This window comes from Pseudomonas sp. LS1212, from assembly GCF_024741815.1.
Lineage (GTDB): Bacteria > Pseudomonadota > Gammaproteobacteria > Pseudomonadales > Pseudomonadaceae > Aquipseudomonas.
In genome coordinates this window covers 2,595,204-2,610,498 of record NZ_CP102951.1, presented here as the reverse complement: position 1 = coordinate 2,610,498, position 15,295 = coordinate 2,595,204, and the positions used below count along the sequence as shown (strand labels likewise).

At 59.4% G+C, this 15,295-nt stretch carries 12 protein-coding genes and 1 pseudogene; 1 reads left to right on the top strand and 12 read right to left on the bottom strand.

Features of this window, described 5'->3' with window-relative positions; genetic code table 11:
- Positions 1 to 28: 28 nt before the first annotated feature.
- The 7 genes and pseudogenes from NVV94_RS12360 to NVV94_RS12330 form a co-directional block, all read right to left on the bottom strand.
- Positions 29 to 658, bottom strand: a pseudogene (locus NVV94_RS12360) (helicase C-terminal domain-containing protein); the annotation flags it as partial.
- 155 nt (positions 659 to 813) lie between these two features.
- Positions 814 to 2,466 (bottom strand): VRR-NUC domain-containing protein, encoded by a 1,653-nt coding sequence (locus NVV94_RS12355; protein ID WP_258447406.1) that lies wholly within the window; start codon positions 2,464 to 2,466, stop codon positions 814 to 816.
- A 140-nt stretch (positions 2,467 to 2,606) separates the two neighbouring features.
- A complete protein-coding gene (locus NVV94_RS12350; protein ID WP_258447405.1) occupies positions 2,607 to 3,323 on the bottom strand; it encodes an ABC transporter ATP-binding protein in 717 nt (238 codons plus the stop codon).
- 2 nt (positions 3,324 to 3,325) lie between these two features.
- Positions 3,326 to 4,099 (bottom strand): ABC transporter ATP-binding protein, encoded by a 774-nt coding sequence (locus tag NVV94_RS12345; protein WP_258447404.1) that lies wholly within the window; start codon positions 4,097 to 4,099, stop codon positions 3,326 to 3,328.
- Complete coding sequence (locus tag NVV94_RS12340; protein WP_258447403.1) at positions 4,096 to 5,337, bottom strand: ABC transporter permease subunit; 1,242 nt, start codon at positions 5,335 to 5,337, stop codon at positions 4,096 to 4,098. The genes NVV94_RS12345 and NVV94_RS12340 overlap by 4 nt, the downstream gene beginning before the upstream one ends.
- A 12-nt stretch (positions 5,338 to 5,349) precedes the next feature.
- On the bottom strand, positions 5,350 to 6,288 hold the full coding sequence (locus NVV94_RS12335; protein WP_258447402.1) for a branched-chain amino acid ABC transporter permease: 939 nt from the start codon (positions 6,286 to 6,288) through the stop codon (positions 5,350 to 5,352).
- Positions 6,289 to 6,434: 146 nt separating this feature from the next.
- Positions 6,435 to 7,583 carry a branched-chain amino acid ABC transporter substrate-binding protein gene (locus NVV94_RS12330; RefSeq protein WP_258447401.1) on the bottom strand — a complete coding sequence of 383 codons (1,149 nt, stop codon included), beginning with the start codon at positions 7,581 to 7,583 and terminating at the stop codon, positions 6,435 to 6,437.
- Positions 7,584 to 8,029: 446 nt separating this feature from the next.
- Here NVV94_RS12330 and NVV94_RS12325 point away from each other — a divergent pair, with 446 nt between their 5' ends.
- The gene (locus tag NVV94_RS12325) at positions 8,030 to 8,755 is read left to right on the top strand and encodes a FadR/GntR family transcriptional regulator (protein WP_258447400.1); all 726 of its coding nucleotides are present in this window, start codon (positions 8,030 to 8,032) and stop codon (positions 8,753 to 8,755) included.
- Positions 8,756 to 8,777: 22 nt separating this feature from the next.
- Here the strand turns inward: NVV94_RS12325 and gabD are convergent, their stop codons facing one another.
- From gabD to NVV94_RS12300, 5 genes are all read right to left on the bottom strand, one after another.
- A complete protein-coding gene (gabD, locus tag NVV94_RS12320) occupies positions 8,778 to 10,229 on the bottom strand; it encodes an NADP-dependent succinate-semialdehyde dehydrogenase (protein ID WP_258447399.1) in 1,452 nt (483 codons plus the stop codon).
- Between the two features lie 69 nt (positions 10,230 to 10,298).
- The gene (locus NVV94_RS12315; protein ID WP_258447683.1) at positions 10,299 to 11,984 is read right to left on the bottom strand and encodes a thiamine pyrophosphate-binding protein; all 1,686 of its coding nucleotides are present in this window, start codon (positions 11,982 to 11,984) and stop codon (positions 10,299 to 10,301) included.
- Between the two features lie 27 nt (positions 11,985 to 12,011).
- A complete protein-coding gene (locus NVV94_RS12310) occupies positions 12,012 to 13,208 on the bottom strand; it encodes an FAD-binding oxidoreductase (protein WP_258447398.1) in 1,197 nt (398 codons plus the stop codon).
- Between the two features lie 33 nt (positions 13,209 to 13,241).
- Positions 13,242 to 14,057, bottom strand: coding sequence for an NAD-dependent epimerase/dehydratase family protein (locus NVV94_RS12305; RefSeq protein WP_408733468.1), 816 nt, complete (start codon positions 14,055 to 14,057; stop codon positions 13,242 to 13,244).
- 32 nt (positions 14,058 to 14,089) lie between these two features.
- The gene (locus tag NVV94_RS12300; RefSeq protein ID WP_258447397.1) at positions 14,090 to 15,292 is read right to left on the bottom strand and encodes a pyridoxal phosphate-dependent aminotransferase; all 1,203 of its coding nucleotides are present in this window, start codon (positions 15,290 to 15,292) and stop codon (positions 14,090 to 14,092) included.
- Between the last annotated feature and the right edge of the window lie 3 nt (positions 15,293 to 15,295).

The following is a 15,295-nucleotide window of genomic DNA, read 5'->3' as shown; positions in this document are numbered from 1 at the left end:
TGGCAGTTGGACCGGTAGGCGAAGCGTTCTATCCCTGCCCCGCTAAAAATGCCGATGGGCATTGCCACCATGTGGGAAACAGCTGCTGTACCTTGGCCTGCCCGAAGCGTTCATCGATCAATACCACCACGCCGCGGTCATGCTGACAGCGAATCACCCTCCCCGCCGCCTGCACAACCTTCTGCACCCCGGGATACAGGTAGGTGTAATCGTAACCATCGCCAAAGATCGCTCCCATGCGCTGCTTGAGTTGCTCGTTGACCGGGTTGAGCTGTGCCAGCCCCAGGGTGGCGATAAAAGCGCCGATCAAGCGCGCCCCCGGCAGGTCGATGCCTTCACCGAAGGCCCCGCCCAGCACGGCAAAGCCGACACCCTGGCTGTCAGGGGTGAATCGGGCCAGAAATTCCCGGCGCTGTTGCTCACCCATCTGCCGCGACTGCGACCATTGCGCGGGCAGCCCGAGCAGGTCCGCATAGTAGTGACGCGGGCTCAGGGTCGCGGAAAACATTACCGTACTGCGCGCCGACGCCAGGCGCGGACCGATCAGCGGCGCCGGCACCACATTGCGCAGGCACAGGGTGGACAGATGGCGCTTGCCGGTGCCTTCGCGCTTGCTCACATCGAACAGGAAATGCGCATCGAACAGCTCGGCCACCCGGGGCACCTCGGCCTGATAGCCCTGCCCGCGCCGCGCCGTGACCCGGCGGTGGCCGGCGATCCCCTCCTGGGCGGTCGGCGACGGCGTGAAGCGCAGGTCCAGGTCACCGACCTTGGCGGTGAACTCACACAACGCCCGAACCGCCACCACATAACTCATGCGTCAGGCTCCTGCCATTGCACGTAGCACACCGTGACCGGCATGCCATGCCGGCTGCAGAAGTCGATCCAGCGCAGCTGGTTGTCCTGCAGGCGATCGCCCGGGCCCTTGACCTCGATCATCCGGTAACGTTGCTGCTGCGGCCAGAACTGGATCAGGTCGGGCATTCCCGCCCGGTTGGCCTGTATGTCGCCCAGCAGGCGCTCGAACCAGTGCTTGAGGTGTTCGGCCGGCAGGCACAGCAATGCCTCTTCCAGCAGCGCTTCGCTCAAATTGCCGCAGAACACGAAAGGCGACTGCAGGCCCCACTTGCTTCGGTAATGCTCACGGATGCTGGCCTTGTAGCGGCCATCGTCCAGTTGCGCCAGGCAGGCGGCGAACAGCTCGGCGCGACGCTCGCGAAACTCGCCCTGATGCAGGTCGGCCGGGCCGCTCTGGAAGGGATGGAAGAACGCCCCGGGTATGGGGGCGAATATCGCCGGCCAGCACAACAATCCGAACAGGGAGTTGAGCAAGGTGTTCTCGACATAATGCACGGGGCCCAGCGCCTCGTTCAGGTGCGCCTGGACGACCTGTTCGACGCTCCAGCCCTCCAGCGGGCGCGGCAAGGTCAGGTCCAGGCGGCTGCTCGGCGCCGGATCGGGCCTGGCGATGGCCGCCTGGCCCAACTTGCGCCGCAATCGCGGCATGATGCGCATCAACTGCTGGGACTCGGCCGCATTGCCCGGCGCCAGTTCGATATCCCGGGCCAGGGCCATGGCCGCCGCATACTGTTCGCTGCGCTCAAGAACGCGGAGAGTGCGCAAGCGTGCTTCAGGGTGCACGCAGTCCTGATAGATCGTCAGCGCGGTTCCCCACTCGGCGCTGCGTTCGCAATGCTGTCCCAACTGAAACAGCAATTTGCCCCGGCGCCGCTCCAGCCAGGGGTTGCTGCTGCGCGCGGCAAGCACCTGATCGAGAATCGGCCCAGCATCGGCCCCGGCCTCGAACTGCTCGCCACAGGCATGCAGCGCCAGGCAGGTGTCCAGGTCCTCGCGACTGCGCAGCGCCCGGGACTCGGCACTCAATTCAACGGTTTCATAACGCAGCAGCCCCAGGTCGGCCAGCACGAATTCCGTCCAGTCCTGATAAAGATTGCCGAAGAACAGCAGCCGCAGCCGGTCGCACAAGCCACGGACCTTGAGCACATACAAATGATCGTCCAGCGCCGGGCACCACTGTCTGAAGGCCTGCACCTGGAGGCATTGCGGCAACAAGGCGGCCAGCAGCTCAGCCTTGCCCGCGCGCGGCCGCTCGAACAGCGGCCCGAAACTGGCGACGATCTCAGGCTTTACCAGCACCTGGAAAAGCTGCTCCAGGTTCAAGGGAAACTGATCGTCTACCCAGCCGTGTTCCAGCAATGGCGCGACGGCCTGCACGGTCGAGCCAATCTCGGCATAGCTGAGCTTGCTGGCGCGATACAACGGCCCCTTGCGCATGACCATGCGTACCAGCAAGGCCTGGCTGTTTTTCGGCAGGCAACGGAAATCGGCGAGAAACCGCCGCTCTTCGTCATTGAACAGATCCGCATAACGCGGCTCCAGCCAGTCGAGGACGCGGCTGAAGTTGTGCAGGTAATAGAAGGGATCTTCCAGAGGTTGGCTTGTCACGGGGCGAGCGGACCAGAATTCATGGGATACTGGTTATACATACAGAAATCCATTTCTGGCAACTGCAACTGATCGCTGGTTGGGTTCAAGGCCACGGTTCCCCCTCCCCAATAGAGGAAGGGGAACCACCGTCGGTGCACCTATTCTCCCAGGTAGGCCTTCTGTACTCGTTCGTTGTGCAGGAGCTCTTCAGCCTGCCCTTCCAAGGCAATGCGCCCTCCATCAATCACATAAGCTCGCTGGCAGGTTTGCAGGGCGAGTTTCGCGTTCTGTTCCACCAGCAATAACGTCACACCGCCTTTAACGACTTCGCGGATGGTCTCGAATATTTTCTGGACGATGATCGGAGCCAACCCCATGGACGGCTCATCGAGCAACAGCAGCTTGGGCTTGCCCATCAGCGCGCGGGAAATCGCCAGCATTTGCTGCTCGCCGCCTGACATGGTTCCCGCCAACTGGAATGCCCGCTCTTTTAGCCGTGGAAAAATGCCGAACATGCGTTCGATATCGACCTCAATCGCATTTTTACCATCCGTGCGGGAGAAGGCGCCCATCTCCAGGTTTTCGTACACCGTCAATTTGGGGAAAATGCCTCGCCCCTCAGGGACCAATGCCAAGCCTTCGCGGATCAAGTCAAAACCCTTGATCTTCGCGTGAGCCTTGCCGTCGAAGGTGATCTTCCCGCCTGCCGGGGTGAGCAGCCCTGCGAGTGTTTTGAGGGTGGTTGTCTTGCCAGCACCGTTGGCACCGATCAACGCGACCATTTCGCCTTCGCCTACGTGAAAATTCAGACCTTTGATTGCCTGAATGGCGCCGTAGGAAACCTTCAGGTCGCTCACTTCCAGAATATTTTTCATGCTCAGGCCACCGTCTCCGAACCCAAATAAGCCTCGATCACTCGAGGGTCTTTCTGCACCTGCGACGGTAGACCATCGGCAATTTTCTTGCCGAACTCCAATACCGTGACGTGATCGCACAAGCCCATGACCAGCTTCACGTCGTGTTCGATCAGCAACACCGTCTTGCCGTCCGCCTGCATCTTGCACATCAATTGCCGCAGACCTTCGGTTTCTGAAGCGTTCATCCCCGCAGCCGGTTCATCCAGGGCGACCAGCAAGGGTTCGGTAGCCAAGGCACGAGCAATTTCAAGACGCCGCTGATCGCCGTAGGAAAGATTTTTCGCCAGTTCGTCAGCGAAGCGACCAATGCCAACATAATCGAGCCAGTACCGGGCCGCCTCATGAATCTCGCGCTCCTCCTGTACGCAACGACGTGTCCGCAGAATGGCGCCGAACACACCACAATGGGTGCGCACATGGCGGCCGATCATGACGTTCTCCAAGGCAGTCATATTGTGGAACAGGCGAATATTCTGAAACGTACGCGAGATGCCCGCCTCCACGACCTTATGGGGTTTGCTGATGCGCAGAGGCTTGCCGTTGAACTCTACCTTGCCCTCTTCGGCGCGATACAAGCCGGTGAGCACGTTGAACAACGTGGTCTTGCCTGCCCCGTTAGGCCCAAGCAAACCGCGGATTTCACCGCGTTTGATACTCAGGTCGATATTGTGCAGGGCCTGCAGGCCGCCAAAGAATTTGCTGACCGAACGCAGCTCCAGTAATACGTCGCTCATACCTTGTCCGCCTTGACCTTGTACTCGAGTGGGGCCGATGCCAAATGCGCTGCTGTGCTATCGAGCGCGTTTTCCGTAGCCCCTGGTTCGGAATCGTCTTCATGCAGTTCGGCACGCCGTCTATTGGATGGCCACAGGCCTTCGGGACGAAAACGCATCACCAGGATCAACGCCAGTCCGAACACCAGCATGCGCAGGGTCGAGGCATCGAGAATGTTGCGCAGCACTTCGCGGCTGATGAAGGTGACGTTATCCAGCACAAATGGCTGAACCCAGTTGACCAAGTCGCGGAACACCTCCGGCATGATCGACAGAATCAGTGCACCCAACACCACGCCACGAATCGATCCCATGCCACCGAGCACCACCATTGCCAGCACCATGATGGATTCCATCAAAGTGAAGGACTCCGGGCTGACGAAGCCCTGGTAGCTGGAAAACAGCGCGCCGGAAACACCGCCAAAGGTAGCTCCCATGGCGAACGCCAGCAGCTTGAGGTTGCGCTTGTTCAGCCCCATGGCCTCGGCAGCCACTTCATCCTCGCGCAATGCCATCCAGGCACGACCGATGCGGGACACTTCCAGGCGTTTGGACAAAATGATCGAAAGGATCACCACCGCCAGAAAGAACAGGTAGTAGCTGATCACCGGCGAGACTTCCAGGCCGAACAGGCTCCACTTGGTCTGCAGCGACAGGACCGCATGCGGCGCTTCACCGCCAGCGTAGGACCAGGCTCCACCATCGATATGCAGCGGGGCGATGCCGCTGATGCCTTGGGGACCGTTGGTGATGTTCACCGGCTGATCCAGGTTGTTCATGAAGATGCGGATGATTTCGCCGAAGCCCAGTGTGACGATCGCCAGATAGTCACCGCGCAACTTGAGTACCGGCGCGCCGATGAGCACTCCGCAAATGGCTGCGAGAATCGCCGCCAATGGGATGATGATCCAGATCGGCCAGTTCAATACCCCATCGACCAATCCCGCCATGTTCAGATGCGGCGAAGACAGTAAGGCATACAGGTATGCCCCGATGGCGTAGAACCCGATGTACCCCATATCCAGCAAGCCGGCATAGCCGATCACGATATTGAGCCCCAACGCCAAGAGAACGTAGAGCATGGCAAAGCCGAGAATGCGCACCCAGGTTGGACCAAGGAACGGGACTGCATCCACCACGAAGGGCAGTGCAATGAATGCCAGAATCAGCAAGGCGTATTGTGCGTAATTGTTTTTCATGTCGGCAGCCTCCTAGGCGCGGTCGGCCTGACGCTCGCCCATCAAACCATTGGGCCGCAGCAGCAACACCATGATGAGTACCATGAAGGCAAAAATGTCCTGGTAGTTGGCGCCCAGAAAACCTCCTGTCAGGTGGCCCGTGTAGCCTGCTGCCAACGATTCGATCAAACCCAGGAGAATGCCGCCGGCCATGGCACCGAACAGATTGCCGATACCACCAAGGACTGCCGCGGAAAACGCCTTGAGACCCAGCAATAATCCCATATAGGCGTCGGCCTGGCCGTAGTTGACGGCGCGCATGACGCCGGCGATGGCACCCAGGGAGGCGCCGATAACGAAAGTTGCGCAAATGACACGGTTGATGTTGATGCCCATCAGTCCCGCCACTTCCTGATTCTGGGCGGTGGCACGCATGGCCTTGCCGAGCCTGGTCTTGTCCACCAGCAGCCAGAGGGCAAACATGATGACCACCGAGATGATCATGATGCTCATCTGCACGTTAGTGATGGTGGCGCCGAATACATCAATCGGCAGGGTCTCGACGACTTCCGGGAAGGTTTTATAGCCGCGCCCCCAGATCATCATGGCCAGGTTTTGCAGGAAGATCGAAATTCCGATCGCCAGGATCAGGGGAGTCAGGCGCGGTGCCTTGCGTAGCGGGCGGTAGGCGAACTTCTCCATGCCCTGGGCCATGAGCATGCACACCATTGCGGCAATCATGATTGCCAACAACAGCGTCAACACACCCGGCGCAAAGCCGAAGCCAGCAAGCATGGTCAGCACGGAGATGGTCACCATCGCCCCGACCATCACGATTTCGCCGTGAGCGAAGTTGATCAGGCCGATAATGCCGTAAACCATGGTGTAGCCCAGGGCAACCAAAGCGTAGATGCTACCGAGCACCAGTCCGTTGAGGACCTGCTGCAACAAGATATTAAGATTGGCTTCCACTTTCTGAATCCTCAAATCTGCGTTTCATCTACCAGCGCAAGCTGGCAACAGCGACGCGGTGACATTTTTGGCAGATCGGAAATAAATGTCTTTTTATTGTCGCGGGCCATGCTGGCCCGCTTATCGTTCTGGATGGCGCCGTTTTTTCAGTCGCGCGCGACGGAAAGGGTGTTCCACTTGCCGTCAGCGAACTGGAAGATGGTCGCTGCAGCGTTCTTCAGATTGCCGGCATCGTCGAAGGCGATAGTTCCAGTCACGCCGTCGTAGGATGAGCTTTTCAGCACTGGCAAGTAGACAGCCGGGTCGGCGGACTGAGCCTTGACCATGGCATTGATAGCCGCCCATGTAGCGTCATAAGCCGCCGGCGAAGACTGCACGACACCCATGCCGTACTTGTCTTTGAGCTTCTGTTCAAACGCTGCACCTTTGGGCATCTCTTGCAGCGGCGTGCCGTAGTTCCAGGCATAAGTCCCTTCGGCAGCTTTACCGGCCATCTTCTTGAACTCATCGTTAGGGAGGTTGCCGATGTTCATGAACTTGGCTTTCAGGCCCAGGTTCTTCATTTGCTTGGCCATGGGCGCAGCCTGATAATCCAGGGCTGCGAAGAACACAGCGTCTGCCTGCTGGGCCTTGGCGGTCGTCAAAATGGCGTTGAAGTCTGTGGATTTGTCATTGGTGTACTCGCGTACAACCACATTCCCACCCGCGGCCTTGACCGCCTTGTTCACTTCATCGGCCAGCCCCTGACCGTAAGCTGTGCGGTCGTCCAGGATAGCGATGCGCTTGGCACCGAGCTGGTTGACCAGGTAATTACCGGCATAGCGACCCAAGGTGGCGTCGTCGTTTACCACCCGAAATACCGACTTGATGCCCTGGCGGGTCAAAGCGGGATTGGTGGCTGAAGGAGAGATTTGTGGAATGCCGGCATCGCCGTATATTTTCGAAGCCGGGATGCTGGTGCCTGAGTTGTAGTGGCCGATAACCACCGCCACCTTCGCATCCACCAGACGCTGGGCGACCGCGGTACCCGTGCGCGGGTCGGCCACATCGTCTTCAGAGACCAGCTTGAACTCGACAACTTTGTCACCGATCTTCAGTTTTTGCTGATTGGCCTCTTCGATGGCGATGCTCACGCCATGCTCCACATCCAGGCCCTGGTGGCCGGACGGCCCGGTAAGCGGCCCGGCAAAGCCGATCTTGACCTGCTCGGTTTCAGCGGCAGTAGCGGACCCAACACTCAGAACGGTGGTCATCGCCGCCGCAAGTGCTGTAAAGCCCAGGTTATGTTTACGCATATTCCCCTCCCAGAAATCATCGGACAAAACGAATTGAGCACGTTGGCGTGCAAGTCTTCTTTTCCACGCCTGAGCCCTTTCACGGGGACCAGGCCTTCTTCGGGACATCTCGCTGCTGACGCGCTATCTTTTCCTAGAAGCGCACTTGTAAGATAACAGTCAGCAGGCAACTGTCAATGGTGTATACTCACCTGAAGCGAAAATGATGACGAAGAAAGCGTCTGAGCAGAAAAATGCACCACCAGGACATCCTTTGAGCGGCGTATTTGGCCAATCGCACCAGCAAAGGTCAGTTGCTTGATAACATATGAGTAGGTTGCTTTCGTCTCACTCCGGCTATCGTCAAAACAGCGAGATTCCATGCCTCTGACTTATTTGACCGAGCCGACCAACCTGCTCAATCATTCACCCAAAGCACGAACAATCAGTTTTTCAGGAGCAATAAAATGAACGCGACGCTAGGTACGCGAAGAGCCAATCTGGCGGAGACGGTGATCAAGGAACTGTCCAACCGCATAGACGTGGGCACTTATGGCCCAGGCCAAAAGCTTCCTTCCGAGCAGGAGCTTTGCAAGGAATTCAACGTCAGCCGCCCCGTGATACGCGAAGCGGTAGCCTCGTTGCGCCTGGGTGGACGCTTGATTGCACGCCAGGGTGTCGGAGTGTTTGTGGTGGAGCAGGATGTCAAACGCATCGGCTACGCATTGAGCACATCGGTCGATGACGTGCGCGCCGCAGCACATATACTTGAGCTGCGCCTGGGCATCGAAACCGAATCCGTTGCGCGAGCAGCCGAACGCCGAAGCCCGACGAGCATGTCGCACATCACTGAAGCCTTTGATCGCTTCAATGCACTGGATGGCAGCAACCTCGAAGAAGAAGCCAAGGCCGATTTCGAGTTTCACCTGGCGATTGCGCGCGCGACCAATAATCCGCATTTCACCCAGCTTCTCGAGGCACTCGGCCCGGATATCATTTTCGATCTGCACCTCAAGCATGGCCAGTCGACCGGTAAAAATCGGCTGGCGCATATCAAGAAAATCGGTCGCGAGCACGGTGCGATCCTCTCTGCCATTTCCATGGGCGACGTCAACGGCGCTCGCTCCGCGCTGCGCAAGCATCTGGAAGAAAGCCTGACGCGCTATCAACGCCTGGTAGACAGCGGAGAGTAGTCTCCGCTCCACCCTTCACGCATCAGTCGAGTCCCAGACACACGTACTTGATTTCCAGGTAGTCCTCGATGCCATAGCGGGAGCCTTCGCGGCCTAATCCCGAGGACTTCACGCCGCCGAAGGGGGCGACCTCGGTCGCCAGCACCCCTACGTTGACCCCAACCATTCCGTACTCCAGCGCCTCGGAGACTCGCCATACTCGCGCCAGGTCCCGGGCATAGAGATAGCACGCCAGACCGAATTCGGTGGCATTGGCCTGGGCGATCACCTCCTCCTCGGTACTGAAGCGAAACAACGGCGCCACCGGACCGAAGATTTCTTCTTGGGCCACGCGCATGTCGGCCGTGACGTCAGCCAGCAGCGTCGGCTCGTAGAAAGCCCCTCCGAAAGCGTGGCGCTTGCCCCCTGCTACGACCCGCGCTCCTGCTTCCCGGGCCTGCGCAACCAGCGCCTCGACGCCTGCCACGGCCTTGCCATCAATCATGGGACCGATGGTGGTGCCGGCCTGTGCACCATTACCCACAACCAGACCCGAGACTCGCGCGGCAAACTTTTCCACGAAACGATCGTAGATACCGTCCTGGATATAGAAGCGATTGGCGCAGACGCACGTTTGCCCCGAGTTGCGGAACTTGGCAATCAATGCCCCTTCCACCGCCGCATCCAGATCTGCATCGTCGAACACAATGAACGGTGCGTTCCCACCCAGCTCCAGGGTGACTTTCTTGACCGTAGCGGCGCATTGCTCCAGAAGCTTGATGCCAATGGGCGTAGAGCCGGTGAAAGACAATTTGCGCACCACCGGGCTGGAAGTCAGCTCGCCACCGATAGCTGCAGAATCCCCGGTCACCACGCTCAACACTCCGCGAGGAATGCCAGCACGCTCCGCCAGCACGCAAAGCGCCAGGGCACTGTAAGGCGTCTGCGAGGCCGGCTTGAGCACCAGGGTGCAACCTGCAGCCAAGGCCGGTGCGGCCTTGCGGGTGATCATTGCTGCCGGAAAATTCCATGGCGTGATAGCCGCACACACCCCAATCGGCTCCTTCGTCACGATCAACCGACGGCCTGCATGGGGAGACGGAATAACATCCCCGTAAATGCGCTTGCCTTCTTCCGCATACCACTCCACATAGGCGGCGGCAAAAGCGATTTCGCCACGCGCCTCAGCCAGAGGCTTGCCCTGTTCGGCCGTCATGATCTGCGCCAGATCTTCCTGGTGATGCATGATTTCGCGGAACCAGGCTTGCAACCGCGCCGCCCGCTCCTTGGCCGTCAATGCCCGCCAGGCAGGCAATGCGGCTTCGGCGGCCGCAATGGCCCGGCGCGTTTCTCTCACACCCATGCGCGGAACACTGCCCAGGCGCTCACCCGTAGCCGGATTGGTGACATCGATCGTCTGGCCGCTATCGGCAGCAATCCAACTTCCATCTATGTAGCAAAACTCGCGCAGCAGTTCGGGATCGGCAAGTCTCATGCTGATGTGCTCACGTAAATTGGGAACAAAAAAGGCAGGGGGATGGGTATCCGCCCCGCCTGAAGGAAGTCAAAGGGAAGCGAGGGCTTTTTCGCGAATCTGGCTCAGTGTCATTCGAGGCGTCAGGGCTTCGGGATCTACCTGCACCTCAATAAGGGCGGGTTTTGCGCTGGCAACACAACGCTCAAAGGCTGCAGCGAACTGTTCGGTAGCAACGACCGTCTCGCCGTGGAAGCCGTAGGAACGTGCCAAGGCGGCAAAATCCGGATTGTGCAGCTCAGTACCGCAAACACGTCCCGGGTAGCTGCGCTCCTGGTGCATACGAATGGTGCCGTACATGCCATTGTTGACCACGATCACGATCAACCGGGCGTCGTAGTTCGCTGCTGTCGCCAATTCCTGGCCGTTCATGAGGAAGCAACCGTCACCGGCAAAGGCCACCACCATGCGCTCCGGGGCGGTGATTTTGGCCGCGACTGCGGCAGGTACGCCATAACCCATCGAACCGTTGGTGGGCCCCAACAGCGTACGGAACGTACGATGCTGGTAACCGCGGTGCAGCCATCCGGTGTAATTGCCGGCACCGCAAGTGAGGATACTGTCGTGCGGCAGTCGCTCGTTCAACCAGGCGATCACTTCCCCCATCTGCACCGGCCCCGGTGACGGAGGGCAATCAAAGTTGGCGCGATAACCGCGATTGAGCTTTGCCGTCCAATCATTGAAGGCCTCATGTTTGACCGCAGGCAATTCGGCGACCTGAGCGGCGAAAGTCTTCATCCCGGCGTTGATCGCCAAGGTTGGCTGGTAGACGCGCCCCAACTCTTCGATGCCGGCATGCACATGCACCAACTTCTGCTTCGGCACGGGAATGTCCACCAAGGCATAGCCACCGGTGCTCATCTCGCCCAGGCGTGCGCCCACCACCAACAGCAGGTCGGCGTTCTTGACCGCCTCAACCAGCTCCGGCCCCGCAGCCAACCCCAAATCACCGGCGTAGTTGGGCAAAGTGTTATTGAACAGATCCTGGCAACGGAAGGAGGCTGCCACGGGCAGGTTCTGTTTCTCGATGAAGGTGCGGACGTTCTCCACCGCCTCGACACTCCAACCACCGCCACCCAGCACCACCAGAGGTCGTTGCGCTTCGCCAATCAAACCTTGCAGTTGCGCCAGCGATGCAGGCGATGCAGCAGGCTCGATCGCCTGCGCAGGTCCGGCATCAGTCACGCTGACCCGATCGGTCAGCATATCTTCGGGCAGTGCCACAACCACCGGACCCGGCCGGCCGTTAGTGGCGCGATGAAAAGCCTGGCTGAGCAATTCGGGCAGGCGTGCAGCATCATCCACCTCCACCACCCACTTGGCCATTTGGCCAAACATGCGGCGGTAGTCGATCTCCTGAAAAGCCTCACGCTCCACCTGATCACGAGCCACCTGGCCGATGAAGAGGATCATCGGCGTAGAGTCCTGGAACGCCGTGTGCACACCCACCGAAGCGTTGGTCGCCCCTGGGCCTCGGGTCACGAAGCAGATGCCGGGCTTTCCGGTGAGTTTGCCATAGGCTTCGGCCATGTAGGCCGCACCGCCCTCTTGGCGGCAGACAATCAACTCGATCTCGTCGCGGGCATCATGCAGCGCATCGAGCACCGCCAGGTAGCTTTCACCCGGCACGCAGAACGCACGCTCGACACCATTGATCCGCAGCGCATCGACCAGAACCTGTCCGCCACTACGCAGACCCGAGGATACTTTGTTCATCATTTTATTCTCCATCAGGCTACGCGGTCAGATGACCGAGTCCTCCAAAAAGGGACGGTTTTCGACTACTCGCTCGTACGACAACGCACTCAAGTCCAGGCTGCGATAACCGCCGTAGGTAATCAGCTCACTCAGCCCGCGGCCGATCGCTGGCGCCTGCTGCAGGCCATGGCCGCTGAAGCCATTACAGAACAGGAAGTTGCGGACTTCGTTGTGAGGCCCGACGATCGCGTTATGGTCCAGCACGCAGAAGTCATAATGACCCGCCCAGGAGTTGACCACCTTGATCGCCTCGAATGCAGGCACGCGCTCGGCAAGGATCGGCCACACCTCTTCTTCGAACTCATCGTGCAGGACGTCAAAGTCGTTGACATCCACTTCGGGATCGACTTTCGGGTAGGTACCGCCCAGGTAAAGATGCCCCTCGGGACGGAAGAACACCCCGGTCGGATCGATGGTCAGGGGCACCACCCCCGGCAGTGGCGTGTGGCAGTCGAAGACGAACAGCGAACGTCGACGAGCTTCTACCGGAATATCCAGGCCGGCCATGCGCGCCACTTTGGGCCCACGGGTGCCGGCGGTATTGACCAGCATGCCGCAGCCGATCCGTTCGCCGCTGGCCAGGCGCACACCGGTAATCAGATCCCCGCTGCGCAACACCTCGACGACTTCGTTCTCGATGTATTCGATACCCATCGAACGGGCTTTTTTGCGAAAGCCATTGAGCATGCCGTAGCTGTCGAACCAGCCTTCACCGGTGCGGCCAAAACTGGCACCAGCCAGGCTGTCCGGGTTGACCCACGGGAAGCGCTCGACCAATTGCTCGGGATCGAGCATGACTACATCGGCGCCGTTCTCCACCTGAGTACCATGCAAACGCTCCAACACCTCAAAGCCGCGCTGGTCGGCCAGGAACAGGTAGCCGTTCTCCCTGAACGCCAGGTCCGGCTTGTCGCCATTGACCTCCATGGTTTCAGGAAATGCTCGAACGAACTCGGCACCGAACCTGGAAATCTGGATGTTGATCGGGTTGGAGAACTGCTGGCGAATCGAGCTGCTGGACAACGCGGTAGCTGATTGCGCGTAGGTCCAGTCACGCTCTATCACCAACACCGAGCCGGTGAAATCCGGGTTGTTGGCAAGGAAATACGCGGTGGCGCTGCCATTGACTGCACCGCCCACGATGACTACGTCGTACTGTTGCTTTACTGCTGTCGAAGCCATGGCTCAGACCTCTACGAATACGATGAATTGGCGTTATTGCGCATCTTCGAAATGACCGGCCCCGGCGAAATTCCCGCCGTGATAGCGGGCCGCAGGCTCATTCGGATCGAGCCGCGGGGTATTGGCCATCACCTTCTCGCGGTACTCATCGGCACTGTCCTTGGGCACATAGCCCAGAGACGACGCAAGGTGATTGTCCCAGAGGGTCTCGCGGTTATCGGACATGCCATACACGATCATGTGACCGACACGCGGTGCATGCAGGGCACGCTCGACGATCCGGGCAAAGTCGGCGAATGACAGCCAGGTCGCCAGCATGCGACGATCCAGCGGCTCCTCGAACGACGATCCGATACGAATATTCACCGATTCGATGCCGAACTTATCCCAGTAGTAGCGCCCAAGATCCTCGGCAAAACACTTGCTCACGCCATACAGGCTGTCCGGCCGGTGCGGCACGCTGGCATCAATGGTTTCGGTCCGATCATAGAAGCCGATAGCGTGGTTGGAACTGGTGTAGATCACCCGCTTCACGCCGTGTTGGCGCGCCGCTTCGTACACGTTGTAGGTGCCGACGATATTGCCTTTGAGGATCAAGTCGAATGTGTTCTCCAGCGGCACACCGCCGGCATGAATGATCGCGTCTACACCTTCGGCCAGCGGCAGCACATCGGCAATGTTGGCCAGGTCGCAGCGCACCAGCTCCTCGTGCGGTGCCGCGTTCCCCATGTCGGCGATATCGGTCAGGCGCAGGACCTCGGCGCAGGCCTGCATTTCCGCGCGCAGCACGCGGCCAAGGCGGCCGGCAGCTCCGGTAATCAACAGTCGTTTGAAGGGCTTGCTCATCATGAAAATCTCGAATTAGTGAATTGGAGCGACTTCTAAACCAGCGCGCAAAGCGCTTCGCGCATCTGCACAATGGCCTGCTCGAGTTGCTCGCGAGACGTGGCAAACGACAAGCGAATGTAGGGTTCCAGACCGAACGCAGAGCCCGGCACGGTGGCGACTTTCCCCACCCGCAACAGGTAGTTGGCCAGGTCCGTATCGCTTTCGATTACCTGACCGTCCGGGGCACGCTTGCCGATAAACGCTGCGCATTTGGGGAACGCGTAGAAAGCACCTTCCGGCATCTGCAGTTCCAGGCCCTCGATGGCTGACAGCCCCTCGACCACCATGGCGCCACGGGCTTGATATTCACGGTTCGCTTCACGCACAAAATCCTGTGGCCCGTCCAACGCCGCAGCAGCCGCCAGCTGCGAAATCGCTGACGGGCAGGTGGTGGTTTGCGACTGGGTCTTGTTCATTGCCACGATCAGCTCTTTCGGGCCGGCGGCATAGCCCAGGCGGTAGCCGGTCATGGCATAGGCCTTGGACACACCATTGATCAACAGCGTGCGTTCACGCAGGCCAGGGCAAGCCTTGACGAAGGGTACAAACGGCTTTTCGCCAAGGATGATGTGCTCATAAATCTCGTCAGAGATGACCAGCACCTTGGGATGCCGCTCCAGCACCGCGCCCAGGGCGGCGAACTCTTCCCGGGTGTAGATCGCACCACAGGGGTTGTTCGGCGAGTTGAGCATCAGCCAGCGGGTCTTCGGCGTTATCGCCGCTTCCAGGCGCTGCGCATCAAGCTTGAAACCATACTCGGAGCCACAAGGAATGACCTTTGGCACGCCACCATTGAGCAGCACCATGTCGGTGTAGGAGACCCAATACGGTGCCGGCGTGATGACCTCGTCGCCCGGCTCCAGCGTGGCAAGGAAGGCATTGAACAGGAGCTGTTTGGCGCCGTTGGCAATGCAGATCTCGTCGAGACCATAATCCAGCCCGTTTTCACGGGCGAACTTGGACACGATGGCCTGGCGCAGTTCTTCATAGCCGTTAGGTGCGGTGTAGTGATTGTTGCCTGCGAGCATGGCCTGGTGAGCCGCCTCTATCACGTGGGCCGGCGTATTGAAGTCCGGCTCACCAAGGCTGAGATTGATGACGGGCTCGCCTTGCGCCAGCATTTTCTTGGCCAGGACCGAAACAGCCATGCTGGGAGAACTCTTGACCGTTCTGACCCGCGAACTTTGAAATTCCATTGC